The following is a 25,737-nucleotide window of genomic DNA, read 5'->3' on the forward strand; positions in this document are numbered from 1 at the left end:
CGACTTGCCTCTTTCCTCTATGACTCGTGCCTGGAATCTCGTGCGGATTATCGGCGCGCTGGCGCTGGCCTCGGCGCTGGCGGGCTGCAGCGCGCTCCAGCTCGGGTACGCCAACGCGCCCCAGCTGGCGTACTGGTGGCTCGACGGCTACTTTGATTTCAGCGATGCCCAGACCCCGCGCGTGCGCGAGGCGCTCGAGCAGGTGCACCAGTGGCACCGCACCGAGGAACTGCCCCGGCTGGTGGCCCTGGCGCGGCAGGCCGAGCAACTCGCGGCGGGCGACTTCGGCGGGGCCCAGGCCTGCGCGCTGTACGAGAGCGGCCTCGCCCGGCTGGACGCCCTGCGCGCGCAGGTGGAGCCGGTGCTCGCCCAGTTCGCCCTCACGCTCACGCCCGACCAGCTGCGCCACCTGGCGCGGCGCTTCGAAACCAACAACGAGGACTTCCGCAAGCAGTGGGTCACCGCCTCAGCGGCCGACCGGCGCGAGCGGCGCCTCAAGCTGTTCGCCGAGCGGCTGGAGATGGCCTACGGCAAGCTGGAGGAGCCGCAGCGCGTGGTGCTGCGCCAGCAGCTCGAGGCGTCGCCCTTCGATGCGGCGCGCGTCCTCGCCGAGCGCCACCGGCGTCAGGCCGACACGCTGCAGGTGCTGCGGCAGCTGCAGGCGCCGGGCACCTCGCCGGCCGAGGCGCGCCGGCAGCTCCAGGCCCTGCTCGCGCGGGCGCAGCACTCGCCGGACCCCGCCTACCGCCGGCTCCAGGAACAGGCCACGCAGCACAACTGCGCCCTGGTGGCCGCGGTGCATGCCGCCGCCACGCCCGCCCAGCGCGAGGCGTCGATGCGGCGCCTGCGCGCCTGGCAGCGGGACTTCTCCGACCTCGCCTCGCCGAAGTAGGCGCGGCGGGGATGGCGGGGCCGCGGCCTCAGCGCACCGGCCAGACCACGCCGTTGTCGTTCAGGATCGCGTCCAGCGGCATGTCGTGCGGCTCGGGCTCGAGGTCCGGGACGAAGCCGCAGGTGAAGCCCAGGCCCACGGTGAAGGGCCGGGGCTCGAGGCTGGCCAGGGTGCGGTCGTAGAAGCCGCCGCCGTAGCCGAGGCGGAAGCCCCCCGGCCCGTACCCCACGCAAGGCACGAACAGGAGCGTGGGGACGATGATCTCGGTGTCCTTGGGCTTGGGAATGCCGTAGGCATCCTCCTCCATCGGGCAGCCGGGGAACCAGGCATGGAAGGTGAGGGTCTTGTGGACCTTGTCCACCACCGGCAGGCCGATGCGCCGGCGCTGGGGCTCATCGAGCAGCTCGCCGTCCTCCTTCCAGCGGTGCAGGGCGGGCAGCGGGTCGAACTCGCCCTTGATGGGCCAGTACGCGCCGATCACGGCGTCGGGCCGGCCCACCAGCCAGATGCGCATGACCCGCTGCAGCAGGTCGGCGCGGGCGAGGCGGTCCGGCAGGTGCAGGCGGGCATCGAGCAGGCTTTGTCGCAGGGCCTTTTTCTGTTCCGACTTGTCCATAATTCCCCGATGAAGTTCCGATTGATTCTGACACTGATCGCGGCCACCCTCGCCGGCGCGGCGCAGGCCCAGGGCCGGCCCGACCCGCGCGGTGACGAGGTCGTGCTCGAGATGGCCCAGGCCTTCCGCCAGGGCCAGCGCCCCCGCCTCGCCCAGCTCCTGCCCCAGCTGCGCGGCCACCTGCTGGAGCCCTGGGGCGCCTACTGGGAGCTGCGCGCCCGCCTCGACACCGCCACCCCGCAGGAGGTGCAGGACTTCCTCGCGCGCTGGGCCGGCACCTACCAGGAGGACCGCCTGCGCAACGACTGGCTCCTGCTCCTGGGCCAGCGCCGCGACTGGACGAACTTCGCTCCCGAGCATGCGCGCTTTCGCATGAACGACGACACGCAGGTCAAGTGCTACGCCCTGACGGTGCAGCACCTGCGCGAGGGCCCCACCCCGGCGCTGGTGGACGAGGCCCGCCGGCTGTGGTTTTCCCAGCGCGAGGCCGAGGACGCCTGCACCACGCTGGCGCGCGCCCTGGTCGACGGCCCGCGCCATGCCCGCCTGCAGCCGCTGGACGTCTGGCGCAAGGCGCGCCTGGGCGCCGAGTTCAACCGCCCGCGCATGGTGCGGGCGGCGCTGGAGATCGTCGCGCCGCAAGCCGTGAACCTGGTCGACGAGGCCCTGGCCAACCCGGTCAAGTACCTGGACAGCCGCGCCACCGCCAACTCGCGGATCCGCAAGGAGCTGGTGGTGCTGGCACTGGCCCGCCTGGCGGCCACCGAGCCCGAGACCGCCGCCGCCACGCTGGACACGAAGTGGAGCCCCTCGCTCACGCCCGAGGAGCGCAACTGGCTGTGGGGCGCCATTGGCCGCCAGAGCGCGTTCAAGCTCTCGCCGAACGCGCTGTCGTTCTACGGGCGCGTGACGCGCGACGAGGACCTCACCGACGAAATGCTCGCCTGGAAGGCCCGCGCCACGCTGCGCGCCGCCAGCACGCCGCCCTGGAAGGCGCTGCGCGAGACGATCGAGGCCATGGGCCCGGCGCTGCAGCGGGACCCGGCCTGGACCTACTGGCGTGCCCGCGCGCTGCTGGCCGCCGGCAGCGAGGCCGACCGCGCCGAGGGCCGGCGCGTGATGGAAGGCCTGGCCTCGCCGCGCGGCTTCTACGAGCAGCTCGCGCTGGAGGAACTGGGCCAGCGCATCACCGTGCCGCCGCGCCCCGCGCCGCTCACCGCCGAGGAGCGCGAGGCCGCGCGCACCAACCCCGGCCTGCAGCGGGCCCTGCACGCCATCGCCATCGGCCTGCGCGCCGACGGCGTGCGCGAGTGGAACTACACCACCAACCTGCACCGCCCCGGCGGCATGGGCGACCGCGAACTGCTGGCCGCCGCGCAATGGGCGTGCGAGCGCGAGGTCTGGGACCGCTGCATCAACACCAGCGAGCGCACCCGCGCCGAGTTCGACGTGGACCAGCGCTTCCCCATGCCGATGCGCGAGGCCGTGCTGCGCCGCAGCCGCGAGATCGCGCTGGACCCGTCGTACGTCTATGGCCTGATCCGCCAGGAGAGCCGCTTCGTGACCGACGCCCGCTCTCACGTGGGCGCCTCGGGCCTGATGCAGGTGATGCCCGCCACCGCGCGCTGGACCGCGCGGCGCATCGGCCTGAACGGCTTCAACCCCGACCAGCTGTCGGACCGCGACACCAACATCGCCATCGGCACCGCCTACCTCAAGCTGGTGCTGGACGACTTCGGCGGCTCCATGCCGATGGCCGCGGCGGCCTACAACGCCGGCCCGAGCCGGCCGCGCGCCTGGCGCAACGGCCCGGTGCTGGAGGGCGCGGCCTGGGCCGAGAACGTGCCGTTCAACGAGACGCGGGACTACGTCAAGAAGGTGCTGGCCAACGCCACGCTCTACGCCGCGGTGATCTCGGGCCAGCCGCAGTCGCTGCGCGCGCGCCTGGGCACCGTGGGCCCGCGCGACCCGAACCAGCCCGAGCCCAATCGCGAACTGCCCTGAGCCCCCCAAGGAGAAGCCGCCATGCTGCGCCTGTACATCGGCAACAAGAATTACTCGTCGTGGTCCATGCGGCCCTGGGTGCTGATGCGGCAGGCCGGCATCCCGTTCGAGGAAGTCATGGTGCGCTTCGACTCGTTCGAGCCCGGCTCGGCGTTCAAGCAGGCCCTCGGGGACATCACCCCGGCCGGCAAGGTGCCGGTGCTGGTCGATGACGGTTTCGCGGTCTGGGACACGCTGGCGATCGCGGAGTACCTGGCGGAGCGCTTTCCCGGCCAGGCCCTGTGGCCCGCTGGCGCGCAGGACCGCGCCCGTGCGCGCAGCGTCTGCGCCGAGATGCACGCCGGCTTCGGCGCGCTGCGCAGCCACTGCCCCATGAACATCGAGGCCTCGCTGCCGGAGGTGGGCGAGCGCGTGCTGCGCGAGCAGGCCGGCGTGCGCGCCGACCTCGACCGCCTCGTCGCGATGTGGACCGGCCTGCTCGCGCAGCACCCGCACCCGGACGGCCTGCTGTTCGGCGCGTTCTCGGTGGCCGACGCCTACTTCGCGCCGGTGTGCATGCGACTGCGCACCTACGGCCTGCCGGTGCCGCCCGACGTGGCGGCCTACGTGGCGCGCGCCTGCGCCCTGCCGGGCGTGAAGGCCTGGATCGAGGGCGCGCTGGCGGAGCAGGATTTCCGGGCGTTCGAGGAACCCTACCGGACGTCGCGCTGATGCAGGCCTACGAAGTCGGCGGCGCGGTGCGCGACGCCCTGCTCGGGCGCCCGGTGCATGACCGCGACTGGGTGGTGGTGGGCGCCACGCCGCAGGCGCTGGTGGACGCCGGCTACCTGCCCGTGGGCAAGGACTTCCCGGTCTTCCTGCACCCCGAGACGCGCGAGGAATACGCGCTGGCGCGCACCGAGCGCAAGACCGCGCCGGGCTACCACGGCTTCACCTTCCACGCCGACCCGAAGGTCACGCTGGAGGAGGACCTGGCCCGCCGCGACCTCACCATCAACGCCATCGCCCGCCGCCCCGACGGCAGCCTGGTCGATCCCTTCCACGGCCAGCAGGACCTGCGTGACCGCGTGCTGCGGCACGTGACCGGGGCCTTCCGCGAGGACCCGGTGCGCATCCTGCGGCTGGCCCGCTTCGCCGCGCGCTTCGCCGACTTCCGCGTGGCCCCCGAGACGATGGCGCTGATGCGCGGCATGGTCGGGGCCGGCGAGGTCGATGCGCTGGTGGCCGAGCGGGTGTGGCAGGAGCTGGCGCGAGGCCTGATGGAGGAACGGCCCTCGCGCATGTTCGAGGTGCTGCGCGAATGCGGCGCCCTGGCCCGCCTGCTGCCGGAGGTGGAGCGGCTGTGGGGCGTGCCGCAGCGCCCCGAGTACCACCCGGAAGTGGACACCGGCGTGCACCTGATGATGGTGCTGGACATGAGTGCGCGCCTGGGCGCCTCGCTGCCGGTGCGCTTCGCCTGCCTGGCGCACGACCTGGGCAAGGGCACCACCCCGGCCGACGTGCTGCCGCGGCACATCGGCCACGAGGAGCGCAGCGCGCGCCTGCTCAAGGGCCTGGCCGAGCGCCTGCGGGTGCCGGTGGAGTGCCGCGAGCTGGGCGACGTGGTGGCGCGCGAGCACGGCAACATCCACCGCAGCGGGGAGTTCGGCGCGGCCGCCCTGGTGCGGCTCCTGGAACGCTGCGACGCGCTGCGCAAGCCGGCGCGGATGGACGAGATCCTGCTCGCCTGCGAGTGCGACGCCCGCGGCCGCCTCGGCATGGAGGACGACGCCTACCCGCAACGCCCCCGCCTGCTCGCCGCGCTGGCGGCGGCGCAGTCGGTGGACACCGCCGAGGTCGCGGCACGCGCCGCGGCGGCGGGCGCCAGCGGCAAGCGCATCGGGGAGTGGATCCACCAGGCTCGGATCGAGGCGGTGGAGGCGGCGGGCGTCTGACCCGCGCGCGTGACGGCGGCCGGCCTGCCCGAGCCCGCGGCTACAGGTACTGCCCACCGATCCGGGCGGCTTCCCGGGCGGCCTGGTGCAGTCGCTCCCCCTGCCCGATCGCGAACCGCGCGACCTGCCTGGCGAAGGCCCTTTCCTCGGCCTCATAGGGCGCAGACTCGGCCAGCGCCATGGCACGGGCCACGACCGCGTCGCGCAGGCGCCGGCTCTCGCGCAGCAGCAGCTGGCGGTCGATCCCGCAGCGGTGGGCGAAGTCGGCCAGGGCGTAGGCCCTGACCTCGTCCAGGTTGAATTCATCGCCGAAGGCCATCGCCAGCTCGTGCGAGAACTGCGGGTATTGCACGACGCTGACCAGGTCGTACCAGGGCGCGTTCGCCAGGCCGGCCGGCTGGACATGGAAGGAGAAGTTCTTGCCGTGCGCGTCGCAGTTGCCGATGACGAACTGGAACAGCGCCCATCGCAGCATCTCCAGGCGGGCCGCCGCCTTGCGCGTGACATGCTGCAGCTGCTCGAACAGGCGCGGAAGGCTCATGCCGTCGCGGTAGGCCGCGACCTCGGGGCCGCTGCCGATGTGGCGTTCGTACTTGTAGCTCACCGGCAAATCGGCGGCCTGGCAGGCGTCGATGACATGGCGCCGGTCCACCGCCACGCCGCCGGCGCCGTGACGCACCACCCGGTCAAACCGGGTGACCACCAGCACCGGACGCGGCGTGCGCAGGATGGCGACCTGCGCCGCAGGCAGGCCCAGGTCACGGGCCAAGCTCATGCAGAAGTGCTCGTTGACGACCATGTGCGCCACGCCCGCCTGGTCGGGCTGCGGCTTGAGCAGGTGGGTCGACGCCAGCGGGTAGTCGGGCAGCACCAGGCGCCCGCCCCGGGCCAGGTCACCCTCCAGGAAGACGGGGAGCTTGTCCTGGTAGCCGGCGATGGACATCCGGACCTTGCCGTCCCACTCGACGAAGGGGCGCTCCGCCCGCTGCGCGATGCGCTGGTCGAGCTCGTCCAGGGTGACGACTCGCCAGGGGTGTTCGTCCGGCGGCCTGGCGCCGTCCTCGTGCGGGGCAAGGAAGCGGAAGGCGCCCGTGGTCTCCGTCCCCAGGGCCTGGATCAGGCCATGGACGTTGGTCTTGGCCACCCCGCGGACGGAGGCGACGATGTCGAGGGCGCGCCCCTCGGGCAGCAGGTTCTCGAGAAAGCGCCGCACGGAGGCGGAGCGGTGTCCGCCCGCCGGCGGTGCCAGGGGCAGGGCCGGCGACAGCGGGTAGGCGTCGGGGTCCGCCAGCCAGGCCGGGGTGTAGGCCAGGGTCCAGGCGTCGTCCAGGGGGAGGTGCCTGATGTCGGCCACGTGGCGCCGACCGGCCCACAGGGCCAGGCCCAGCACCTGGGTCATGGCGCGGCCTCGGTGCCCATGTCCCGGCCGTCGGGCAGGCTCCGCAGCCAGGGATGGTCCTTCGGGGCGACCACCAGGGCCAGCCCGAGGCCGTCGAGCACGGCCAGCAGCTTGTCCGTGCGCACGCCGCCCTGGCCGTTTTCCAGGCGCGACAGCAGGTCGACCGACACGCCCTGGAGCGCGGCGGCATCGTCGATGCGCAGGCCCTGCTGCTTGCGGTGCGCCCGCAGTTGGATCCCCAGGTCGGCCACGCTGTTCAGGACCTGGATGCCGGGCACTTCGGCAGGAGCGCTCGCGGCGCGGGACGAGGGCATGCTGGACGATGAAGTTTCTGAAAGTCCGAAATATACGGCCACAGAAGGCGATCCGCAACGTATTTTCTGAAATTCCGAAATCGCTGATGCCGGGCGGATGTTTCCGAGAAATTTTCTGAAATTCCGAAACATCCGATCCATCGGCCAGGCGCTGTGCCCGCCGGTGACAACCCCGACGCCCGCCGGCCTAGATCAGCTTGGCGATGCCTCCGGCCACCAGGCTCAGGATCACCGTGGTGGTCAGCGGGATGAACCACTCCCGCCCGAACAGCTTGAAGCGGAAGTCCCCCGGCAGCTTGCCGAAGCCCAGTTTCTGCAGCAGCGGCGTGAAGCCGCTGATCAGGACCAGGGCCAGGAAGATGACGAGGATCCAGCGGATCATGGCCTGCGCGGTCAGAGGGTGGCGGTGCGGTCGCCGTGGCGGAAGCCGACCGCGTCCCAGAACGCGCCGGCATGCAGGCCGATCACCTTGAACAGCTCGCCCATCTCGTGCTCGTGCACCAGGCGCTGGGCCGCCACGCGCTCCTGCAGCGACGCATCGGCCATGCGCTCGACCAGGCCGCAGTTGATCAGGAAGCGCGCCTGGGTGGTGTAGCCCAGCACGCCCAGCCCCGCCTCCTGCGCCGCCAGCGCGATGCCGGTGAAGTTCACGTGCGCAGTGATGTCCTTCAGGCCCACCTTCACCAGCGGGTCCGGGTCGGCCTGGTGCAGGTGGTGGCACATCAGGGTGCCCATGTGGCGCTGCGGGTGGTAGTACGCGTCCTCGGGGAAACCGTAATCGAGCAGGAAGGCGGCGCCCTGCTTCAGCCGGTCGGCCAGCGTGCGCACGAAGGCCTCGGCCTGCGGGTGGACCTCTGTGAGGTAGTCGTGGCCGCCCTCGATCTCCACCGGCGGGCGCAGCGCGGTGGGGCGGTCCTCCCAGGCGAAGCCATCGCCATCGACGACCACGCCGCGCTCGTGCCAGGTGCCGCCCGCGCGCGCGAGCAGCTTCACCGGCATGGCGTCCAGCACCTCGTTGCCCACGACGATGCCGCGCAGGTCGTCGGGCAGCTCGCCGGCCCACCGGACCCGGCCCGCGTGCGCCGCCAGCGTCTCGCGCTGGCGCTCGCGCAGCGAGCCGGAGAGGTCGACGATGGTGTAGCGCTTCACCCGGTCGCCCAGCGCGCCCAGGAGCTGCGAGGCCAGCGCGCCGGTGCCGGCGCCGAACTCCCAGACCTCGTCGCAGCCGGTGGCGTCCATCGCGTCGGCCACGGCCACGGCCAGGGCCTGGCCGAACAGGGGAGTCATCTCGGGCGCGGTCACGAAGTCGCTGCCGGAGGACGGCATGCGGCCGAACTTGCGGGTCTGGTTGGCGTAGTAGCCCAGGCCCGGGGCGTACAGCGCCTGCGCCATGAAGCGGTCGAAGGGCAGCCAGCCGCCCTCGCGCGCGATCTCCTCGCGCAGGAGCGGGTGCAGGGGGGTCGCTAAACTGGCTGCTTCGATGGACATCACCCCCCGATTGTCGTTGCAATGAATTCCCCCGCCCTGCCCACCGTGCTCGTGACCGGCGCGGCCCGCCGCCTGGGCCGCGAGATGGCCCTGGCGCTGGCCGCCTCGGGCTGGCAGGTCGCCGTGCATTACCGCAACTCCGCCGAGGAGGCGCAGCGCACCGTGGCCGACTGCGAGGTCACCAGCCTGCGCGCCGGCCATGTGGACGCGCGCCACGCCGCCTTCCCCGCCGACCTGGCCGACGAGGCCGCCACCCGCGCCCTGCTGCCCGCGGTGGCGGCGCAGCTCGGGCAGGTGGATGCGGTCGTCAACAGCGCCTCGCTGTTCGAGCACGACCTGCCCGCCACCTTCGGCTACGAGTCGCTCACGCGGCACATCGCCTCCAACGCCGGCGCGCCGGTGCTGCTGGCGCAGGCCCTGCACGACCACCTGGCCCGGCGCGACGCCACCGGCTGCGTGGTGAACATGCTGGACCAGAAGCTGTGGAACCAGAACCCCGACTTCTTCAGCTACACCCTGTCGAAGGCGGCCCTGGAAGCGGCCAACACCATGCTCGCCCTGGCCCTGGCGCCGCGGGTGCGGGTGGTGGGCGTGGCGCCGGGGCTCACGCTCACCAGCCACATGCTGTCCGACGAGAAATTCCAGGCGCTGCACCGCCTCTCGCCCCTGGGCCGCTCCTCCACGCCGCAGGACGTGGTGGCGGCCGTGCAATTCGCGCTGGCCAACACCTCCATCACCGGCACCACGCTGCTGGTCGACGGCGGCCAGCACCTGATGAAGTTCGACCGCGATTTCTCCCTGATGCCATGACCAAGGCCGGCACCCAGATCCTCACCCTCACGGGCCTGCGCTTCGATGCCAACCTCGGCATCCTGGACCACGAGAAGACCGCACCGCAGCCGATCTGCGTGGACGCGGAGCTGAACCTCGGCACGCAGCCCCTGATCCCGCACGACGACGACATCCTGCACGTGCTCGACTACCGCAAGGTGCGCACCATCATCATCGACGAGTGCACCGCCGAACACGTGAACCTGCTCGAGAGCCTGATCGGCAAGCTGGCCGCGCGCCTGATGGACCTGCCCGGCGTGATCGGCGTGCGGGTGAAGATCGCCAAGCTGGAGATCTTCGACGACTGCGAGGTCGCGATCCGCATGGAGACCGGCCAATGGTGACCGCGGCGAACCTGCCCGTGCTCGACGCAGCCGGCCTGCGAACCCTGGCCGAGGCGGCGCGCGGCGCGCCGGCCTGCGCCGCCTGCGGACCCGTCAACGGCAAGCCCGGCTGGGAGGCCGTGCCCGGCACCTTCGACGCCGCCTCCCTGCGCGCGGTGGGCACCCTGCGCCACCCCGACGACGAAGACCCGACGCTGGAGGAGTACCACCCCGCCGGCACGCACGCCTGGTCCCCCGACGCGCCGGTGTCGGTGCGCCACCACCCGTACAACCGCTGCGAGGTCTGGGAGTGCGGCGCCTGCGCCCGCGTCTTCCTGCGCTACACCGAATACGGCGGCTACTACCACGAGCAGCGGATCCGCCCGGTCGACCCGGCGCTGGTGGTGGTCGACTAGGAGGGCCTGCCGGGGAATTCCCCGGGCCCGTGCGGCAGGCCGCGCTCAGGCCCGCCGCGGCCGCACCAGCCAGGCCAGCATCACCGTCCCCAGCACCGCGGCGAGGGCCAGCCCCAGCTGCGAGGCCGGCGGCGCGCCGAACTTCAGCAGCCCGCGCACGCCCGGCACCGTCACGGCCAGCGCCAGCAGCCCGGTGGCCACCGCCGCCACGCCCCAGAACACCGCGAAGTCCCGCCCGAGCAGCGCGCGCATGCCCACGCCGGCGCTGGCGTTGAGCCACACGAGCAGCAGGTTGCCCGCGGTCAGGCCGATGAAGGCCAGGGTGCGGGCCTCGTCGGTGGGCAGCCCCACGTGCAGCCCGTACAGGTAGACGCCCAGCGAGGCCGCCAGCAGGCTGCCGCCCTGCAGCAGGGCCTGCACCAGCAGGGAGCCGCCCACCAGGGGCTCGCCGGCGGGGCGGGGCGGGCGGTCCATCACGCCGCGCTCGGCGGGCGTCTTCTCGAAGGCCAGCGAGCACACCGGGTCGATGATCATCTCGGTCACCACCACGTGCACCGGCAGCATCATGGGCGGCGCCCCCAGCAGCACCGGCAGCAGCGCCAGGCCGGCGATGGGCACGTGGATGGCCATGATGTAGGTCATGACCTTGCGCAGGTTGTCGTAGATGCGCCGGCCCACCCGCACGCCGTCGACGATGTGGCCGAAGTCCTCCTCCAGCAGCACGATGCCCGCCGCCTCGCGGGCGACATCGGTGCCGCGCACGCCCATGGCGATGCCGATGTGCGCGGCCTTCAGCGCCGGCGCGTCGTTCACGCCGTCGCCCGTCATGGCCACGGTCTCGCCGCTGGCGGCCAGGGCCTGCACCAGCCGCAGCTTGTCGGCCGGCGCGACGCGGGCGAACACCCGCACCTCGCGCACCGCCTGCGCCAGGCGGCCGTCGTCCATCTCCCGCAGCTGCGCCCCGGTGAGGGCGCCGGCGGCCGTGTCTAGCCCCGCCTGGCGGGCGATGGCCAGGGCGGTGGCGGCATGGTCGCCGGTGATCATGGCCACGGCGATGCCGGCGCGGCGCGCCTGGGCCACGGCCCCGGGCACGCTGGCGCGCAGCGGGTCCTCGAAGGCGACCAGGCCGAGGAGGGAGAAGTCGTAGTCGTGCGGGTTGTCGGCGAGCGGGCCGCTGGCGTCGCCCTCGGCCACCGCCAGCACGCGCAGGCCCTGGTCGGCCAGCGCCTGCACCCGGGCCTGCAGCGCCGCGGCCTGCTCCGGCTCGAGGTGGCACAGGTCGGCCACCGCCTCGGGCGCGCCCTTGGCGGCGATGCGGGCGGTGCCGTCCTCGCCGGTCCAGACCTGGGACATCGCCAGCAGCTGCGGCGTCAGCGGATACTCCTGCGCCAGCAGCCACTCGGGGTGCAGGTGGCCGGTGCCGGCCAGCGCCTCGTCGCCATGGGCCAGGATGGCGTTGTCCATCGGCTCCACGCCGCCGCGGCGCGAGGCCAGCATGGCGACCTCGAGCAGCCGGCGCACCGGCGGCGGCAGGTCGCCGGCCGCAGCGCCCGCGAGGTCGACATCGGCCTCGTCGGCCACCAGCCGGCGCACGCGCATGCGGTTCTCGGTGAGGGTGCCGGTCTTGTCCACGCACAGCACGGTGCAGGCGCCCAGCGCCTCGATCACCGCCGGCCGCCGCGCCAGCACCTTGACCCGCGCCAGCCGCCACGCGCCCAGCGCGAGGAAGACGGCCAGCGCCATCGGGAACTCCTCCGGCAGCATGGCCATGGCCAGGGCGATGCCGGCCAGCAGGCCCTGCAGCCACTCGCCCTCGCGTAGGCCCCACCACAGCACCAGCAGCAGGCTCAGGCCGAGGCCGCCGGCGGCCAGCCAGCGCACCAGGCGCTGCAGGTGCCGCTGCAGCGGGGTGGCGGCCAGCTCGATCGCGGCCAGCGAGGCGCCGATCTGCCCGACCCGGGTGGCCGCGCCGGTGGCGGTGACCTCGGCCACGCCGTTGCCCCCCACCGCCAGGGTGCTGGCGTAGACCAGCGGCAGGTCGTCCCCGCCCGGCTCGGCGGCCGGCGGGCCGCCCTCGGGCTGCGGCCGCTTGCGCACCGGCACCGACTCGCCCGTGAGCAGGGACTCGTCCACCGACAGCCCCGCGCATTCGCGCAGCACCGCGTCGGCCGCCACGCGCTCGCCCTCGCCCACCAGGAACAGGTCGCCGGGCACCAGCTCGCGCGCCGGAATGCGCCGGACCTCGCCGTCACGCAGCACCCGCACCTGGGGCGCGGCCAGCTCGCGCAGGGCATCGAGCGCGCGCTCGCTGCGGCGCTCCTGGCCCACCACCAGGGCCACCGTCATGACGGCGAAGAAGGACAGCAGCAGCCCCTCGGCCAGGTCGCCCAGGACCAGGTAGATCCCGGCGGCGGCCAGCAGCAGCGCGAACATGGGCTCGGTGGCCACGGCCAGCACGGTGCGGCCGAGGCCGCGGTGCTCGCGGCTTTCCAGGGCATTGGGACCGTGCTGCGCAAGGCGGCGGGCGGCCTCCTGGGAGCTCAGGCCGGTGGGCGCGGTGGGTCGGCTCATGAAGGGGGATCATAGGAGCCGGGAAGGGCGGGAATGAGACAATCAGTCCCATGAGCGCCGTCTGGATCGAGCAAGAGCCCACCCCCCTGTCCCGCGAGCAGAAGATCGAGCGGGAAACCCACAAGCTCGAGAAGCGCCTGTGCCGCCTCATGGGCCAGGCCATCGGCGACTTCAACATGATCGAGGAAGGCGACAAGGTCATGGTCTGCCTGTCCGGCGGCAAGGACAGCTACACGCTGCTGGACATCCTGCTGAAGATGCAGCAGCGCGCGCCGGTGAAGTTCTCCATCGTGGCCGTCAACCTGGACCAGAAGCAGCCCGGCTTCCCGGAGCACGTGCTGCCCGAGTACCTCACGGCCCTGGGCATCCCCTTCCACATCGAGAACCAGGACACCTACTCGATCGTCAAGGACAAGATCCCCGCGGGCAAGACGATGTGCAGCCTGTGTTCGCGGCTGCGCCGGGGCATCCTGTACCGGGTGGCCGACGAACTCGGCGCGACCAAGATCGCCCTGGGCCACCACCGCGACGACATCCTGCAGACCCTGTTCCTGAACATGTTCTTCGGCGGCAAGCTCAAGGGCATGCCGCCCAAGCTGGTGAGCGACGACGGCAGGCACATCGTGATCCGTCCCCTGGCCTACGTGGCCGAGAAGGACCTGGTGCGCTGGGCCGCGCACCGGCAGTTCCCCATCATCCCCTGCACCCTGTGCGGCAGCCAGGAGAACCTGCAGCGCAAGCAGGTCTCGGCCATGCTGCAGGAGTGGGAGAAGAAGCATCCCGGCCGCCTGGACAACATGTTCAACGCGCTGCGCCACGTCGTGCCCTCGCACCTTGCCGACGGAACGCTCTACGACTTCCAGGGTCTGAAAGCCACGGGCGTGGCCAGCGAGGACGGCGACAAGGCCTTCGACGCCGACGAGTTCCCCTCCCCCCCGCCCGGGCTGCCGGGCCTGCAGGTCGTGCCGCTGGCGTCCGGCGACTGACCCGGTTCCCCCATCCCCCAGGAGGTCCCATGAAGCATCCGGTTCCTCGTTCCCTCCTGCTGGCACTCCTCGCCGCCGCCGCCCTGCTCGCCGGCTGCGCCAGCACCTACCGGCTGGAGAACACCGTCCAGTCCTACTCCACGCTGGCGGGGGTGCCGGCGCCGGCGACCTACCGCTACGAGCGCCTGCCCTCGCAGGCCGCGGATCCGTCGCAAACCCGCCTGGAACTCGCCGCCGACGGCGCCCTGGCCCGGGCCGGCCTGCGGCGCGACGACGCCGCCGGGCGCTACGCGGTGCAGGTCTCCAGCCGCGTGCAGCAGGTCATGTCGCCCTATGCCGGCCCGCGCTGGAGCGGCTGGGGCAGCTGGGGCACCTGGAACGGCCGCCGCGGCCTGGGCGTGGGCATGGCCTACCCCTTCTGGGGCTGGGACACCGGCCCGACCTGGTACCAGCGCGAAGTCGGGCTCGTGATGCGCGACGCCACGACCGGCCGGGTCGTCTACGAGACCCACGCCTACAACGACGGCACCTGGGTGCCGCCCGAGACCGCGCTGTCGGCCCTGCTCGACGCCGCCCTCCAGGGCTTCCCCGTGCCCCCCGCCGGGCCGCGCCGGGTCGACATCGAGATCAAGCGCTGAGGCCGCCCCGCGGCGCGGCGAGGCAAAGAAATCCCTGGAAGCTGGCGGACGGCTGCCTAGAATTCCGGGCATGGAAGCCACCCGCATCATTGCCGTCCGACATGGCGAGACGCCCTGGAATGTCGACGCCCGCATCCAGGGGCAGCTCGACATCGGCCTGAACGAGAACGGCCGCTGGCAGGCCCGGCGGGTGGGCGAGGCCCTGGCCACCGAGCCGGTGGCGGCGGTCTACTCCAGCGACCTGCAGCGCGCCTGGCACACCGCCGAACACATCGCCACCGCGGCCCGCGCCCCGGTGGTGCCGGTGCGGGGGCTGCGCGAGCGCTGTTTCGGCTCGTTCGAGGGCAAGACCTTCAAGGAGATCGAGCAGGCCTGGCCCGAGCAGGCGCTGAACTGGCGCAAGCGCATCCCGGACTGGACGCCGCCGGAGGGCGGCGAGTCGCTGATCACCCTGCGCGAACGCGTCAGCCGCACGGTGCACGAGATCGCCGCCCGCCACCTGGGCGAGCTGATCGTGGTGGTGGCCCATGGCGGCGTGCTGGACGCGCTGTACCGCGTGGCCACCGGGCAGGAGGTGAACTCCCCGCGCACCTGGGAGCTGCCCAATGGCGCGATCAACCGGCTGCTGTGGACGCCCGGGGCGCTGTCGGTGGTCGGCTGGTCGGACATCCAGCACCTCGAGGGCGAGGCGCTGGGCGAGAGCAGTTTCTAGGGTGTGTCATCGGGCGGCCGGCCGAGGCCTGTGGCGGCCCCGGCGCGGCGCGCCTGCGGCCTCACCGTTGTGGCATGTCCGCCGCCGAATAGCCGAGGCTGACCGTGGCGTCCGCCGGGATGGCGGGCATCGTCGCGTTCCAGGCCTCCCAGGCCTCGCGCATGCGCGCCAGGCGCTGCGGCTCGCGCTTGCCCAGGTTGGCGCGCTCGCGGGCGTCGGCGCTCACGTCGAACAGGTAGTCGTGGCCGTCCACCCGCAGGTACTTCCAGGGCCCCTCGCGCAAGGCGCGCTGGCCGCGGTGGTTCATGCGCCAGTACATCGGCCGCTCGAAGGTGGCCGAGGGGTCCCGCAGCACGGCGGCGAGGGAGACGCCATCCCAGTCGAAGCCGGGCGCGGGGCGGGCGCCGCCGAGGTCCAGCATCGTGGCCGACCAGTCCATGGTCAGGCAGTGCTGCCCGCTCACCGAGCCGGGCGGGATCACCGCCGGCCAGTGGGCGATCCAGGGCACGCGGATGCCGCCCTCGGTGAGGTCCATCTTGCCGCCCACCAGGGGCCAGTTGTCCGAGAAGCGCTCGCCGCCGTTGTCGCTGGTGAAGACGATCAGCGTGTCCTCCAGCAGGCCCTCGCGGGCCAGCGCCTGCTCCAGCCAGCCGATGCCCTCGTCCATGTGGTGGATCATGCGGCGGTAGGTGTCGATGTTGCCGCCGTCCAGGTGGAACAGGTGGTCCTTCACGCCCTCGGACACATGGGCGTCGTCGCGGGTCTCCCAGGGCCAGTGCGGCGCGGTGTAGTGCAGGCTCAGGAAGAAGGGCGTGCCGCCGCGGGCGCCCTCGGCCATGCGCTCGACATAGTCCACCGCGCGGCGCGAGAGCAGGTCGGTGAGGTAGCCCTCCTCCGAGTGCTCGGCCTCGCCGAAGTACAGGTCGTGCGTGCCGTTGTTGCTGCAGTGGGTGAAGTAGTCCACCCCGCCCGACATCGGGCCGAAGAACTCCTCGTAGCCCGACTTCACCGGGCTGAAGGCCGGCGGGTAGCCCAGGTGCCACTTGCCGATCAGCGCGGTGCGGTAGCCCGCGTCCCGCAGCAGCGACGGCAGGGTGGGATGCGCGGGCGGCAGGCCCAGGGTGGTGCTGCCCTTGCTGCGGCTGTTGATCGGTTCGTCGGCGGCGCCGCGCAGGCGGTACTGCCAGCGCGCGGTGATCATCGCGAAGCGGGTGGGCGAGCACACCGGCGAGTTCGCGTAGCCCTCGGTCAGGCGCAGGCCGCGCGCGGCCAGGCCGTCGAGGACGGGGGAGACCGGGCCGAAGCCGGCGTCGCGCCCGCCGTAGCAGCCCAGGTCGGCGAAGCCGAGGTCGTCGGCGACGATGAAGATGATGTTGGGGCGCTTCATTCGGCCTGCATCCCGGTGGCCTTGACGATGCGGGCGTAGCGCGCGGAGAGGTCGGCCAGGCGCTTGCGCGCGGCGTCGCCGGCCTGGCCCTCGGGGACCAGGTCCAGGCTCGCGAGGCGGGCCTGGATGTCGGGGCGCTGGAGCGCCTCGGCCATGGCCTTGTGCAGGACCTGCACCACGGCGTCGGGCGTGGCGGCGGGGACCATCGCGACGTACAGCACCTCCAGCTCCAGCTCCTTGAGCCCGGCCTCGGCCACGGTGGGCACCTCGGGGAGCAGGCGCGAGCGCTGGCGGCTGGTGACGGCCAGGGGCGTGATCTTGCCGGCCTTGACGTGGGGCAGCATGCCCGGCGAGGCGAGCGCACCCGCCTCCACCTCGCCCGCGAGCAGCGCGGTGACCGCCGGGGTGTTGCCCTTGTACGGGACGTGCTGGATGCGTACGCCCGCCGCGTCCTTGAAGATCTCCAGGGCCAGGTGGCCGGGGCTGCCGCTGCCGGCGTTGCTGAAGTTCAGCGTGCGGACCTTGCCGGCGGCGACCAGGTCCTTCATCGAGCGCCAGCCGGAAGCCGGGGTGGCGCCCACCAGCAGGCCCGAGGAGGCCAGCACCATCACCGGCTTGAGGTCGTCCGCCCGGAACGGCATCGACTTGTAGAGGTGGGGATTGACGGTGAACGTGGTGTCGATGCCGAACAGCACCGTGTGGCCGTCGGCCGGGGCCTTGGCCACCTGGTCGGCGCCGATGTTGCCGGCGGCGCCAGCCTTGTTCTCGACGATGAAGGCCTGCTTGAGCGTGGCCTGCAACGCCTCGGCCATCGAGCGGGCCAGGACATCGGCCGGGCCGCCGGGCGGGAAGTTGTTGATGAATCGCACGGTCTTGGCCGGGTAGGCCTGGGCGCCGGCCAGGCCGGGGGCGAGCGCCAGGGCCAGGACGGCGGCGCCCAGCGCGCGGCGCGAGAGGAGGAGGGAGCGGTGGAAGGTCATGGTCGTCGGGGGCCGGGGGCCGGTTCGGGGTTTGCCGAATTTAGGCAGCGCGCCTTGATTGATCTAATCAACCATCCCCCGGAGTTACCCGAAGCCCGCCGCATGACCGAGCCGACGCCCTCGCACCGCCTGCAGACGATCAACGACCTGCTCCTGTACCGCCTGAATCGCCTGTCGGCCCTGGCCGGGGCGATGGTGGTGCGGCTGTGCGAGGGCGGGCATGGCATCACGCGGCGCGAGTGGGGCGTGGTCGGCCTGCTGTGCGAGCAGGGGCCGATGGCGCCCTCGGCCCTGGCCGAGCGGTTCCAGCTCGATCGGGCGCGCACCTCGCGCATGGTCGGCTCACTGGTCGACAAGGGGCTGGTCCTGCGCGAGGTGCCGCCCGGCAACCGGCGCCAGGCCCTGCTGCGCGCCACGCCCGCCGGCGAGGCGCTCTACGCGCGGCTGATGCCCCAGGTGCAGGAGATCAACCGGCGCGTCCTGGCTGCGCTGTCCGATGCGGAGATGGCCCAGCTCGATGGCTTCATCGGCCGGCTGCAGGCCTCGGCCGACGCGCTGCGGCAGGAACTGGACACGCAGCTGCCGAGGGCGCAGCGGCGCCTGGGCCAGCGGCGCCGGGGCGGCGCGGGCGCGCCGGGCTGACGGCCTGGGCGGCGCGGGCGGCCCTGGGACGCAGGGCGCCCCGGCCACAGGGCTCAGCTCCGGCTCAGCCCCGGCGCAGCCGCACGCCGCCGTCCACCACCGGCTCGCCGTCCTCCTTGGTGAAGGGCGCGAGCGGCCCCACCGGCAGGATCTCGAGCACGGCCTCGGAAGGCCGGCACAGGCGGGTGCCGAGCTCGGTCACCACCACCGGGCGGTTCATCAGGATCGGGTGCCGGACGATCTGGTCCAGCAGCTGGTCGTCGGTCCAGGACGGGTCGCCCAGCCCGAGTTCGGCATAGGGCGTGCCCTTCTCCCGCAGCAGCGCGCGCACCGGCTGGCCGGTGGCCGCGACCAGGGCCTGCAGCGTCTCGCGCGAGGGCGGCGTCTTGAGGTACTCGACCACCACCGGCTCGATGCCGGCATGGCGGATCAGGGCGAGCACGTTGCGCGAGGTGCCGCAGGCGGGGTTGTGGTAGATCGTGACGGTCATGGGGGGTCCTTCCTGGAGGTCTCTCGGTTCGCTGTCATGACGCTGCGGGTGCCACCAGCGCCTGCAGGGCCGCCACGCCCACCGGCGCGCGGGCCTGCCACGGCAGCACGAACAGCCGCTGCGCCAGCCCCTGGCGGATCCGTTCGACCTGCCGCGCCTCGCCCGCCAACCGCGCCTGCAGCAGCGGGTCACGCGGGCCGGCCGCGAGTACCGAGCGATTGAGCACCCAGGCATACGGCTCCACCTGCGCGCGGCGCAGGTCCTCCTGCAAGGCGGCGGCCTGCGACACCGGGGTGGTTTCGGGCAGCGTGACGAGGATCACCTGCGTGTATTGCGGGTCCTGCAGCCGCATCAGCGGCGTGACCACGCGCGCGCCGGTGCGCTCGCCGAGCCCGCGCAGCATCTGGCGGTGGTAGGCGCCGGTGGCATCCATCAGCAGCAGCGAGTGGCCGGTGGGCGCGGTATCAATCACCACGAACGAGCGCGAGGCCTGGGCCACGGTGTGCGAGAAGGCATGGAACACCGCCACCTCCTCGGTGCAGGGGGACTGCAGGTCCTCCAGCAGCAGCGCGCGCTCGTGCGCGTCCAGCCCGCGGCCCCGGGTGGCCATCATCTTGTCGATGTAGCGCTGCGTCTCGGCCTTCGGGTCGATGCGGCTCACCTCCAGCCCCTCGACCGCGCCCGCCAGCGTGAGGCCCAGGTGGGCCGCCGGGTCGGTGGTGGTGAGGTGCACGCGGTGCCCCCGGGCGACCAGGCCCAGCGCCAGCGCCGCGGCGATGGTGGTCTTGCCCACGCCGCCCTTGCCCATGACCATGACCAGCCCCCGGCCCTGTGCGGCCAGCTGGTCGGCCAGCCGGTCCAGCCCGGGCAGGTCCAGGCCGGCGGCCGAGGCGGTGGGCGCGGCGGGCGCGATCGCCCGTGCCGCGTCGTCCCGCAGCAGCGCCCGCAACGCCGGCAGTCCCACCGAGTCGAACGGGCGCAGCGGCACCTCCGCCCGCGGCAGGGCCCGCAAGGGCGCCGGCATCTGCGCGATCGCCGCCTCGCCCTGGCGGGCGATGGCCTGGGCCACCGGGTCGTCCGGCACGCTGGGGCGGAACACGGCGTTGACCACGAGGCACTGGCGCTCCAGCCCCAGCGTGCGCAACTCCTCGCTGGTGCGCGCCGCCTCGGCCAGCGCGCCCGACTCGGGGCGGGCGACCAGGACCACCGTGGTCAGCGCCGGGTCGGTCAGGGCGGCCAGGGCCTGGTTGAAGCGGGCCTCCTGCATCTTCAGGCCGGAGTGCGGGCCGAGGCAGGAGGCGCCGCGGTCGTTGCCGGCCAGGAAGCCGCTCCAGGCCTTGGGCAGGCTCAGCAGGCGCAGGGTGTGGCCGCTGGGGGCCGTGTCGAACACCACGTGGTCGTAGGCGTCGGCGCCGCCGGCCAGCAGGCCGGAGAACTCGTCGAAGGAGGCGATCTCGGTGGTGCAGGCGCCCGAGAGCTGCTCCCGTACCGTCGAACGCTCCTCCTCGGGGGCGTCGGCCATCTGCGCCATCACGCGGCTGCGGTAGTGTTCGGCGGCGGCGTCCGGGTCGATGTTGGCGAGCGAGAGGCGCCCGACCCCGGGTACGGGCACCGGCCGGTTGGACAGCGGCACGCCCAGCATCTCGTCGAGGTTGGAGGCCGCGTCGGTGCTCACGAGGAGGACGCGGCGGCCGGCGTCGGCCAGGGCGATGGCCGTGGCGGTGGACACCGAGGTCTTGCCGACGCCGCCCTTGCCGGTGAAGAAGATGAAGCGCGTGGGGGATTCCAGCCATTGCATGGTGCGAGGCTCCGGTAGTCAGGAGGGGCCGACCGGCTCGTCACGGGCGATGCGCCCGTCCACCAGCTCGATCAGGCGGTCGCAGCGCGCCGCCAGCCGCGGGTCGTGCGTGACCACGATGAACGAGGTGCCCCGCTCGGCATGCATGCGTCGCAGCAGCGCGAAGACATCGTCCGAGGTGGCGGTGTCCAGGTTCCCGGTGGGCTCGTCGGCCAGCACCAGCGCCGGCTGCAGGATCAGCGCACGGGCGATGGCCACCCGCTGCTGCATACCGCCGGAGAGCTCCAGCGGCCGCTTGTCCATGGCGTGGGACAGGCCCACGGCGGCGAGCAGCTCGCGCGCCTGCGCCAGGCGCTGCGGCGTGACGCGGCCCTCGGCGGCGAGCGCGGGCAGGGTCACGTTCTCCAGCGCGGTGAAGGCGTGCAGCAGGTGGTGGAACTGGAACACGAAACCCAGCGTGCGCTGGCGGCGCAGGGTGAGCGCGTCGTCATGGAGCGCGGACACGGACTGCCCCTGCAGGACATAGTCCCCCGAGGTCGGGCGCTCGAGCAGGCCGATGATGTTCAGGAGCGTGCTCTTGCCCGAGCCGGAGGGCCCGACCAGGGCGGCGAACTCGCCCTCGTCGATGCGCAGGTCCAGGCCGTGCAGCACCTCGGTCTCGCTCGGCAGGCCGAGGTTGTAGGACTTGCCCAGGCGGTGCAGCTCGATCAGGGGGCGGGCCATCGGGTCCTCACAGCCGGATTGCCTGCGCCGGGTCCATCGCCGCGGCGCGGCGCGCCGGCATGATGGCGGCGAGCACGCCGCACACCAGGGCCAGGGCCGCCACCTGCACGGCGGTGCGCGGGGGCAGGGTCACGAAGAACAGCGGCTGGCCGTCCGAGCCGCGCACGAAGTTCGTGAAGGCCCAGATCATGACGACCGCCAGCACGATCCCCAGCGCCGAGCCCAGGGCGGCCACCATCGCGCCCTGCACCAGGAAGACCCGCTGCATCTGCCCGCGGGTGGCTCCCATGGCGCGCAGGATGCCGATCTCGCGGCGCTTCTGCACCACCGAGACCACCAGCACGCTGGCGATGCCCAGCACCACCACCGCCGCGACCACGACGCGGATCAGGGTGGTGCTGACGGTCTGCGCGTTGAGCGCGGAAACGAGCTGGGCGTTGCTCTCCTGCCAGCTCTCGATCTTGTACGGGTGGCGCTGGCGCAGGGCGTCGGTGACCCCCTGCGCGGCCCACACGTCGCGCAGCGCGAGGTCCAGGCCGGTGGCGCCGCCGGGCAGCGCGAACAGGGCCTGCGCGGTGCGCAGCGGCACGATGGCGGTGCGGCGATTGAGGTCGCGCAGGCCGAGGTCCACCAGGGCGGTGATGCGCACCGAGTCGTTCGTGGAGGCCGTCTGCAGGGTGAGGCGGTCGCCCACCTGCAGGCCCAGGTCGATGGCCAGCTCGCGGCCGAGGATGGCGTCGCCCGGCTCCAGGCGCGCGGCACCGGCCACCACCTTGCTTCGCAGGCTGACCAGGCGGTCGTAGCGATCGAGCTCGACGCCGGTCACCGCCACCGCCAGGCTGGCCTCGCCGCGCAGCGCCAGCCCGCTGCCGGACACCAGCGGCGAGACGGTGGCAATGGCCGGGTCGGCCTCGAGTAGCGGCACCAGCGCCTGCCAGTTGGCGACGGAGCGCAGGCGCTGGGCCCGGGCCTGCGTCTGCGTGAGCGCGGTGGCCTGCGGCGGCAGGGCCAGTGCCGGGGTGACGCGCTCGTCGGGCGCGCGCAGGGTGACATGGGCCTGCGCGCCCAGGGTCTTGGACAGGGTGTTGCCCTGCAGGCCCTCGACCAGGGCGGAGATGTAGGCGATGACGGCCACGCCCGCAGCGACGCCGACGACGATCAGCAGGGTCTGCATGCGGCCCTCGCGCAGGAAGCGCATCGCCACCCGCCATTCGAAGCCGAGGCCGAACCCCATGCCGCCTCAGCGCCCCATGGCGCTGCTGAGGGCGCGCCCCATCTCGCCGGGCGTGTCGATGCGCGGGATGCCGGCCGTTCCCTGCGGCTGCCAGGCCCTGGCCTGGGGCCGCACGCGCTGGCCGGCCTCGACGTCGGCGCCGAGCAGTACCAGGTCGCCGGCCGCCAGGCCCTGCACCACCTCGGCGGCCTCCAGGGTGCGCAGCCCGAGCTGCACCGTCCGCAGCTCGGCCCGGCCGTCACGCGCCACCAGCACCGACTGCGTCCCGCGCAGGGCGGACAGCGGGATCACCAGCGCCTGCTCGCGCGCGCCGGTCTGCACCTCGACCGAGACGGTGAGGTCCTCGCGCAGGAACGCCGGCGGCGGGCCCTCCAGGGCGAACTTGACCTCCACCGCGCCACGCTGCGCGTCGACCGCGGGCGACAGCGAGATCACGCGCGCGGCGAAACGCTGGCCGGGGAAGGCGTCGGCCACGACCTGCGCCGGCTGCCCCACCTGGAGCTGCTCGAGGAAGCGCTCGTCGACCGGGGCCACCAGCTGCGTGGGGCCGGCCAGGGCCAGCGAGAGCAGCGCGCGGCCGGCCTGCACGATCTGGCCGGGCTCGACGTTGCGCACCAGCACCCGCGCGGCGCGCGGGGCGAGGATGCGGGCCTGGCCGAGCCGGGCCTGGGCCGCCTGGGCCGCGGCGGCGGCGGCCTCGCGCTGGGCCAGGGCGACATCGACGGCGCGGCGCGCGTCGTCATTGCGCGAGGCGCTGAGGAAGCCCTGGGCCACCAGCGCCTGGGCGCGTTCGAGTTCGGCGCGGGCATTGCGCAGCGTAGCCTCGGCCTGGACCTCGGTGGCCCGGGCCTGCAGCCAGGTGGCGCGCAGTTCGTCCGACTCCAGCTCGATCAGGGGCTGGCCGGCGCGCACCGTGTCGCCCTGCACCACCAGCACCCGGGCCACGCGGCCGGTGACGGTGGCGCCGACGTCCACGCGCGAGAGCGTGGCCACGCGGGCCGAGAACTGCAGGGTGCGCACCAGCGGCGCGGACTGCACCTGCAGGGCCGGTGACAGCGGCGGTCGCAGCGCCATCACGCCCCCGGCGGCGAGGGCGGCGGCCAGCACCGCCAGCCCGGCGATCCAGGCCCACCTGCGTGAGGGAGTGGTCTGCGGGCCGGCCACCGGGTCAGGCCCCGTCGGCGAAGAGCCCGCCGGCGGCGGCGGGGGGCGCCACGCCGAGGTGGCGGAAGGCGGCCAGCGTGGCCACCCGGCCGCGCGGGGTGCGTTGCAGGTAGCCCTGCTGGATCAGGTAGGGCTCGATCACGTCCTCGATGGTGCCGGACTCCTCGCCGATGCTGGCGGCGATGTTGTCCAGGCCCACCGGGCCGCCGTCGAAGCGGTGCACCACCGCCTCGAGCAGCTTGCGGTCCATCACGTCGAAGCCCTGCGGGTCGACATCGAGCATGGCCAGCGCCTTCTGCGCGATGTCCTGGGTGATGCGGCCGTTGCCCTTGACCTCGGCGTAGTCGCGCACGCGCCGCAACAGCCGGTTGGCGATGCGGGGCGTGCCGCGCGAGCGGCGGGCGATCTCCATGCCGCCCTCCGGGTCCATCGGCGCGCCGAGCAGGCCGGCGCTACGCTGGACGATGCGGGCGAGTTCGTCCGCGGTGTAGAACTCCAGCCGCGCCACGATGCCGAAGCGGTCACGCAGGGGGTTGGTCAGCATGCCGGCGCGGGTGGTGGCGCCCACCAGGGTGAAGGGCTGCAGGTCCAGCTTGATCGAGCGTGCGGCGGGGCCCTCGCCGATCATGATGTCGATCTGGTAGTCCTCCAGCGCGGGGTAGAGGATCTCCTCCACCACCGGGGAGAGGCGGTGGATCTCGTCGATGAACAGGACGTCGTTCTTCTCGAGGTTGGTCAGGAGGGCCGCCAGGTCCTTGGGCTTCTCCAGGACCGGCCCGGAGGTCTGGCGCAGGTTCACGCCCAGCTCGTGGGCGATGATGTGCGAGAGGGTGGTCTTGCCCAGGCCCGGCGGGCCGAACAGCAGCACATGGTCCAGCGCCTCGCCACGGCGGGCTGCCGCGCCGATGAAGATCTCCAGCTGCTCGCGCGTGCGGGCCTGGCCGACGTATTCCTGCAGCAGCTTGGGCCGCAGGGCCCGCTCGATCGCCTCCTCGGCGGGCGAAGCCGGCGCGGCGGAAACCACGCGCTTGGCGGGCGGAGGCGCGAAATCGTCGGTGTGGATCGTCATTTCAGGATGGATGGTACCGCCGGCCCCACCCCACCCCGCTTGCTCGGCCTCAAGTGCCGGGCACGTCGCCCAGGTAGGGCCGCAGCGCGGGGTACTCCCGGTCGATGCGGCCGTAGAAGTCGTTGCGGCCCGGGTCCGCGCAGCTGGCCAGGCCCGCGAACAGGTGGCCGGCCACGTAGCGCCGGCCGCCCGCCGCGACGAAGGCGGCCGAGCCGCTGCTGCCGCTCTCGGTGGTGCCGACGCGCCACCCCAGGGACAGGTAGTTGCCCTCGGTGCCCGCGACCGTGGAGCAGCGGGTGCCGTCGCAGTCGGCGTACGACTGCACCGAGCCGACGCTGAGCTTGAGGAGGTCGCCGCCCGCGTGGTGCAGGCTGGCCACCTCGGAGCCGACCGCCACCGGCCCGAGCAGCACGCCGGCATGGACCACGCCGGCCGGCAGCGACTGCTCCAGGCGCAGGAAGGCGGTGTCGGTGGCGGCGTTCGCGTGCAGCAGCGTGGCGCCGCCGTGCCGCTGGGTGGCCGCCGGGTCGAGGCGGTCGCTGCCGCAGGCGGCGGCGCGGTAGAACCAGTAAGTGGAGGCGGTCGAGGCCGCCGCCTGGCTGCCGATGCAGTGGTTGGCATTGAGCATCCAGGGCGTGCCGGTGGCCGCGACATCGGCCAGCAGCGTGCCGGTGCAGACGAAGGCCTGGCCATCCTCGATGAACTCGAGCCGCGCCACCGAGCGCTGGTCGGACTCGTAGGCGGGCGAGCAGGCGGCGTCGGCGTTGCAGGTGCCGGCCTCGCCGACCTTCAGCGCCGCGGCGCGGGTGACGGCGGCATGGGTCCACCACAGGTGGGCCGCCTCCGGGACCGCGAGCGCCAGGTCCGCCGGGGTGCTGCCCGCCGGCAGGGTGACCTGCAGCAGGGCCTCCTCGCCGGCCACCGCCGGCAGCCAGTAGCGGCGGCCGGCGACGCCCGCGGCGGCGTCACGCGCCAGGGCGGCGAGCACCTGCCCGCCCGCCACGGCCTGCGCCGGGCCCTGCGCCCCGGCCACCCGCAGCACCGCGCCGGCGGGCAGCCGCTCGACGCGCAGCGCCAGCGGCAGGCCGGCCGCGCCGGGGGAGCGCACCCGCAGGGCCGCGGCCTG

General features: G+C 73.3%; 26 protein-coding genes. 11 read left to right on the forward strand and 15 right to left on the reverse strand.

Annotation, left to right across the window (positions count from 1 at the left end; translation table 11 throughout):
• Nucleotides 1-40: 40 nt before the first annotated feature.
• The gene (locus tag ACFQZY_RS15700; protein WP_377417509.1) at nucleotides 41-892 is read left to right on the forward strand and encodes a DUF6279 family lipoprotein; all 852 of its coding nucleotides are present in this window, start codon (nucleotides 41-43) and stop codon (nucleotides 890-892) included.
• A 28-nt stretch (nucleotides 893-920) separates the two neighbouring features.
• On the opposite strand, the gene ACFQZY_RS15705 is transcribed toward ACFQZY_RS15700, so the two are convergent.
• Nucleotides 921-1,508 carry a 5-formyltetrahydrofolate cyclo-ligase gene (locus ACFQZY_RS15705; RefSeq protein ID WP_377417511.1) on the reverse strand — a complete coding sequence of 196 codons (588 nt, stop codon included), beginning with the start codon at nucleotides 1,506-1,508 and terminating at the stop codon, nucleotides 921-923.
• Between the two features lie 9 nt (nucleotides 1,509-1,517).
• Between ACFQZY_RS15705 and ACFQZY_RS15710 the strand changes: the two genes are divergently transcribed.
• Genes ACFQZY_RS15710 through ACFQZY_RS15720 form a run of 3 tightly spaced genes read left to right on the forward strand, consistent with a single transcriptional unit; the run spans nucleotide 1,518 to nucleotide 5,446 of the window.
• Nucleotides 1,518-3,512 carry a transglycosylase SLT domain-containing protein gene (locus ACFQZY_RS15710; RefSeq protein WP_377417513.1) on the forward strand — a complete coding sequence of 665 codons (1,995 nt, stop codon included), beginning with the start codon at nucleotides 1,518-1,520 and terminating at the stop codon, nucleotides 3,510-3,512.
• Nucleotides 3,513-3,533: 21 nt separating this feature from the next.
• A complete protein-coding gene (locus ACFQZY_RS15715) occupies nucleotides 3,534-4,223 on the forward strand; it encodes a glutathione S-transferase family protein (RefSeq protein ID WP_377417515.1) in 690 nt (229 codons plus the stop codon).
• On the forward strand, nucleotides 4,223-5,446 hold the full coding sequence (locus ACFQZY_RS15720) for a multifunctional CCA addition/repair protein (RefSeq protein ID WP_377417517.1): 1,224 nt from the start codon (nucleotides 4,223-4,225) through the stop codon (nucleotides 5,444-5,446). Before ACFQZY_RS15715 ends, ACFQZY_RS15720 begins: the two co-directional genes overlap by 1 nt.
• 40 nt (nucleotides 5,447-5,486) lie before the next feature.
• Here ACFQZY_RS15720 and ACFQZY_RS15725 read toward each other — a convergent pair whose 3' ends face one another.
• From ACFQZY_RS15725 to ACFQZY_RS15740, 4 genes are read right to left on the reverse strand one after another with little or no spacing between them, the layout of a single operon-like run.
• Nucleotides 5,487-6,845: a HipA domain-containing protein gene (locus ACFQZY_RS15725; protein ID WP_377417519.1), complete on the reverse strand. Its 1,359-nt coding sequence runs from the start codon at nucleotides 6,843-6,845 to the stop codon at nucleotides 5,487-5,489.
• Nucleotides 6,842-7,300, reverse strand: coding sequence for a helix-turn-helix domain-containing protein (locus ACFQZY_RS15730; RefSeq protein ID WP_377417521.1), 459 nt, complete (start codon nucleotides 7,298-7,300; stop codon nucleotides 6,842-6,844). Before ACFQZY_RS15730 ends, ACFQZY_RS15725 begins: the two co-directional genes overlap by 4 nt.
• A gap of 46 nt (nucleotides 7,301-7,346) precedes the next feature.
• Nucleotides 7,347-7,541: a DUF2905 domain-containing protein gene (locus ACFQZY_RS15735; protein WP_377417523.1), complete on the reverse strand. Its 195-nt coding sequence runs from the start codon at nucleotides 7,539-7,541 to the stop codon at nucleotides 7,347-7,349.
• A gap of 11 nt (nucleotides 7,542-7,552) precedes the next feature.
• Nucleotides 7,553-8,647: a class I SAM-dependent methyltransferase gene (locus tag ACFQZY_RS15740; protein WP_377417525.1), complete on the reverse strand. Its 1,095-nt coding sequence runs from the start codon at nucleotides 8,645-8,647 to the stop codon at nucleotides 7,553-7,555.
• Between the two features lie 21 nt (nucleotides 8,648-8,668).
• Between ACFQZY_RS15740 and ACFQZY_RS15745 the strand changes: the two genes are divergently transcribed.
• From ACFQZY_RS15745 to ACFQZY_RS15755, 3 genes are read left to right on the forward strand one after another with little or no spacing between them, the layout of a single operon-like run.
• Nucleotides 8,669-9,457, forward strand: coding sequence for an SDR family oxidoreductase (locus ACFQZY_RS15745; protein ID WP_377417527.1), 789 nt, complete (start codon nucleotides 8,669-8,671; stop codon nucleotides 9,455-9,457).
• On the forward strand, nucleotides 9,454-9,822 hold the full coding sequence (locus tag ACFQZY_RS15750) for a dihydroneopterin aldolase (RefSeq protein ID WP_377417529.1): 369 nt from the start codon (nucleotides 9,454-9,456) through the stop codon (nucleotides 9,820-9,822). Before ACFQZY_RS15745 ends, ACFQZY_RS15750 begins: the two co-directional genes overlap by 4 nt.
• Nucleotides 9,819-10,217 (forward strand): hypothetical protein, encoded by a 399-nt coding sequence (locus ACFQZY_RS15755; protein ID WP_377417531.1) that lies wholly within the window; start codon nucleotides 9,819-9,821, stop codon nucleotides 10,215-10,217. The genes ACFQZY_RS15750 and ACFQZY_RS15755 overlap by 4 nt, the downstream gene beginning before the upstream one ends.
• Nucleotides 10,218-10,262: 45 nt before the next feature.
• Here the strand turns inward: ACFQZY_RS15755 and ACFQZY_RS15760 are convergent, their stop codons facing one another.
• The gene (locus ACFQZY_RS15760; protein ID WP_377417533.1) at nucleotides 10,263-12,788 is read right to left on the reverse strand and encodes a cation-translocating P-type ATPase; all 2,526 of its coding nucleotides are present in this window, start codon (nucleotides 12,786-12,788) and stop codon (nucleotides 10,263-10,265) included.
• A 50-nt stretch (nucleotides 12,789-12,838) separates the two neighbouring features.
• Between ACFQZY_RS15760 and ttcA the strand changes: the two genes are divergently transcribed.
• The 3 genes from ttcA (at nucleotide 12,839) to ACFQZY_RS15775 (ending at nucleotide 15,124) form a co-directional block, all read left to right on the forward strand.
• Entirely contained in the window at nucleotides 12,839-13,774 is a 936-nt protein-coding gene (gene ttcA / locus ACFQZY_RS15765) for a tRNA 2-thiocytidine(32) synthetase TtcA (protein ID WP_377417535.1), read from the forward strand.
• 29 nt (nucleotides 13,775-13,803) lie between these two features.
• Entirely contained in the window at nucleotides 13,804-14,412 is a 609-nt protein-coding gene (locus tag ACFQZY_RS15770; protein ID WP_377417537.1) for a DUF4136 domain-containing protein, read from the forward strand.
• 70 nt (nucleotides 14,413-14,482) lie between these two features.
• Complete coding sequence (locus ACFQZY_RS15775; protein WP_377417539.1) at nucleotides 14,483-15,124, forward strand: histidine phosphatase family protein; 642 nt, start codon at nucleotides 14,483-14,485, stop codon at nucleotides 15,122-15,124.
• A 61-nt stretch (nucleotides 15,125-15,185) separates the two neighbouring features.
• Here the strand turns inward: ACFQZY_RS15775 and ACFQZY_RS15780 are convergent, their stop codons facing one another.
• Both ACFQZY_RS15780 and ACFQZY_RS15785 read right to left on the reverse strand, forming a co-directional pair.
• Nucleotides 15,186-16,511 (reverse strand): sulfatase, encoded by a 1,326-nt coding sequence (locus ACFQZY_RS15780; protein ID WP_377417541.1) that lies wholly within the window; start codon nucleotides 16,509-16,511, stop codon nucleotides 15,186-15,188.
• Nucleotides 16,508-17,491 (reverse strand): tripartite tricarboxylate transporter substrate binding protein, encoded by a 984-nt coding sequence (locus ACFQZY_RS15785; RefSeq protein ID WP_377417543.1) that lies wholly within the window; start codon nucleotides 17,489-17,491, stop codon nucleotides 16,508-16,510. Before ACFQZY_RS15785 ends, ACFQZY_RS15780 begins: the two co-directional genes overlap by 4 nt.
• 102 nt (nucleotides 17,492-17,593) lie before the next feature.
• Between ACFQZY_RS15785 and ACFQZY_RS15790 the strand changes: the two genes are divergently transcribed.
• Entirely contained in the window at nucleotides 17,594-18,133 is a 540-nt protein-coding gene (locus ACFQZY_RS15790; RefSeq protein ID WP_377417545.1) for a MarR family winged helix-turn-helix transcriptional regulator, read from the forward strand.
• A 64-nt stretch (nucleotides 18,134-18,197) separates the two neighbouring features.
• Here ACFQZY_RS15790 and arsC read toward each other — a convergent pair whose 3' ends face one another.
• The 7 genes from arsC to ACFQZY_RS15825 all read right to left on the reverse strand — a co-directional run.
• Nucleotides 18,198-18,623, reverse strand: coding sequence for an arsenate reductase (glutaredoxin) (gene arsC, locus ACFQZY_RS15795; protein WP_377417547.1), 426 nt, complete (start codon nucleotides 18,621-18,623; stop codon nucleotides 18,198-18,200).
• Nucleotides 18,624-18,657: 34 nt separating this feature from the next.
• On the reverse strand, nucleotides 18,658-20,421 hold the full coding sequence (arsA, locus tag ACFQZY_RS15800) for an arsenical pump-driving ATPase (protein WP_377417549.1): 1,764 nt from the start codon (nucleotides 20,419-20,421) through the stop codon (nucleotides 18,658-18,660).
• Between the two features lie 18 nt (nucleotides 20,422-20,439).
• Nucleotides 20,440-21,144 carry an ABC transporter ATP-binding protein gene (locus tag ACFQZY_RS15805; RefSeq protein WP_377417551.1) on the reverse strand — a complete coding sequence of 235 codons (705 nt, stop codon included), beginning with the start codon at nucleotides 21,142-21,144 and terminating at the stop codon, nucleotides 20,440-20,442.
• Nucleotides 21,145-21,151: 7 nt separating this feature from the next.
• On the reverse strand, nucleotides 21,152-22,378 hold the full coding sequence (locus ACFQZY_RS15810) for an ABC transporter permease (RefSeq protein WP_377417553.1): 1,227 nt from the start codon (nucleotides 22,376-22,378) through the stop codon (nucleotides 21,152-21,154).
• Nucleotides 22,379-22,384: 6 nt separating this feature from the next.
• Entirely contained in the window at nucleotides 22,385-23,542 is a 1,158-nt protein-coding gene (locus ACFQZY_RS15815; protein WP_377417555.1) for an efflux RND transporter periplasmic adaptor subunit, read from the reverse strand.
• 4 nt (nucleotides 23,543-23,546) lie between these two features.
• Nucleotides 23,547-24,611 carry a Holliday junction branch migration DNA helicase RuvB gene (gene ruvB / locus ACFQZY_RS15820; protein WP_377417557.1) on the reverse strand — a complete coding sequence of 355 codons (1,065 nt, stop codon included), beginning with the start codon at nucleotides 24,609-24,611 and terminating at the stop codon, nucleotides 23,547-23,549.
• A 49-nt stretch (nucleotides 24,612-24,660) separates the two neighbouring features.
• A partial coding sequence (locus tag ACFQZY_RS15825) for a trypsin-like serine peptidase (RefSeq protein WP_377417559.1) occupies nucleotides 24,661-25,737 on the reverse strand: 1,077 nt, incomplete at its 5' end.

The organism is Ramlibacter sp. GCM10027632, from assembly GCF_042675325.1.
Taxonomy (GTDB): Bacteria; Pseudomonadota; Gammaproteobacteria; order Burkholderiales; family Burkholderiaceae_C; genus Ramlibacter.

Coding starts and splice junctions, on each gene's coding strand:
- ttcA (WP_377417535.1), top strand. CDS start 12,839: ATGAGCGCCGTCTGGATCGAGCAAGAGCCCACCCCCCTGTCCCGCGAG.
- ACFQZY_RS15720 (WP_377417517.1), top strand. CDS start 4,223: ATGCAGGCCTACGAAGTCGGCGGCGCGGTGCGCGACGCCCTGCTCGGG.
- ACFQZY_RS15715 (WP_377417515.1), top strand. CDS start 3,534: ATGCTGCGCCTGTACATCGGCAACAAGAATTACTCGTCGTGGTCCATG.
- ACFQZY_RS15750 (WP_377417529.1), top strand. CDS start 9,454: ATGACCAAGGCCGGCACCCAGATCCTCACCCTCACGGGCCTGCGCTTC.
- ACFQZY_RS15785 (WP_377417543.1), bottom strand. CDS start 17,491: ATGACCTTCCACCGCTCCCTCCTCCTCTCGCGCCGCGCGCTGGGCGCC.
- ACFQZY_RS15770 (WP_377417537.1), top strand. CDS start 13,804: ATGAAGCATCCGGTTCCTCGTTCCCTCCTGCTGGCACTCCTCGCCGCC.
- ACFQZY_RS15760 (WP_377417533.1), bottom strand. CDS start 12,788: ATGAGCCGACCCACCGCGCCCACCGGCCTGAGCTCCCAGGAGGCCGCC.
- ACFQZY_RS15740 (WP_377417525.1), bottom strand. CDS start 8,647: ATGTCCATCGAAGCAGCCAGTTTAGCGACCCCCCTGCACCCGCTCCTG.
- ACFQZY_RS15790 (WP_377417545.1), top strand. CDS start 17,594: ATGACCGAGCCGACGCCCTCGCACCGCCTGCAGACGATCAACGACCTG.
- ACFQZY_RS15810 (WP_377417553.1), bottom strand. CDS start 22,378: ATGGGGTTCGGCCTCGGCTTCGAATGGCGGGTGGCGATGCGCTTCCTG.
- ACFQZY_RS15730 (WP_377417521.1), bottom strand. CDS start 7,300: ATGGATCGGATGTTTCGGAATTTCAGAAAATTTCTCGGAAACATCCGC.
- ACFQZY_RS15805 (WP_377417551.1), bottom strand. CDS start 21,144: ATGGCCCGCCCCCTGATCGAGCTGCACCGCCTGGGCAAGTCCTACAAC.
- ACFQZY_RS15780 (WP_377417541.1), bottom strand. CDS start 16,511: ATGAAGCGCCCCAACATCATCTTCATCGTCGCCGACGACCTCGGCTTC.
- ACFQZY_RS15775 (WP_377417539.1), top strand. CDS start 14,483: ATGGAAGCCACCCGCATCATTGCCGTCCGACATGGCGAGACGCCCTGG.
- ACFQZY_RS15710 (WP_377417513.1), top strand. CDS start 1,518: ATGAAGTTCCGATTGATTCTGACACTGATCGCGGCCACCCTCGCCGGC.
- arsA (WP_377417549.1), bottom strand. CDS start 20,421: ATGCAATGGCTGGAATCCCCCACGCGCTTCATCTTCTTCACCGGCAAG.
- ACFQZY_RS15745 (WP_377417527.1), top strand. CDS start 8,669: ATGAATTCCCCCGCCCTGCCCACCGTGCTCGTGACCGGCGCGGCCCGC.
- ruvB (WP_377417557.1), bottom strand. CDS start 24,611: ATGACGATCCACACCGACGATTTCGCGCCTCCGCCCGCCAAGCGCGTG.
- arsC (WP_377417547.1), bottom strand. CDS start 18,623: ATGACCGTCACGATCTACCACAACCCCGCCTGCGGCACCTCGCGCAAC.
- ACFQZY_RS15735 (WP_377417523.1), bottom strand. CDS start 7,541: ATGATCCGCTGGATCCTCGTCATCTTCCTGGCCCTGGTCCTGATCAGC.
- ACFQZY_RS15705 (WP_377417511.1), bottom strand. CDS start 1,508: ATGGACAAGTCGGAACAGAAAAAGGCCCTGCGACAAAGCCTGCTCGAT.
- ACFQZY_RS15725 (WP_377417519.1), bottom strand. CDS start 6,845: ATGACCCAGGTGCTGGGCCTGGCCCTGTGGGCCGGTCGGCGCCACGTG.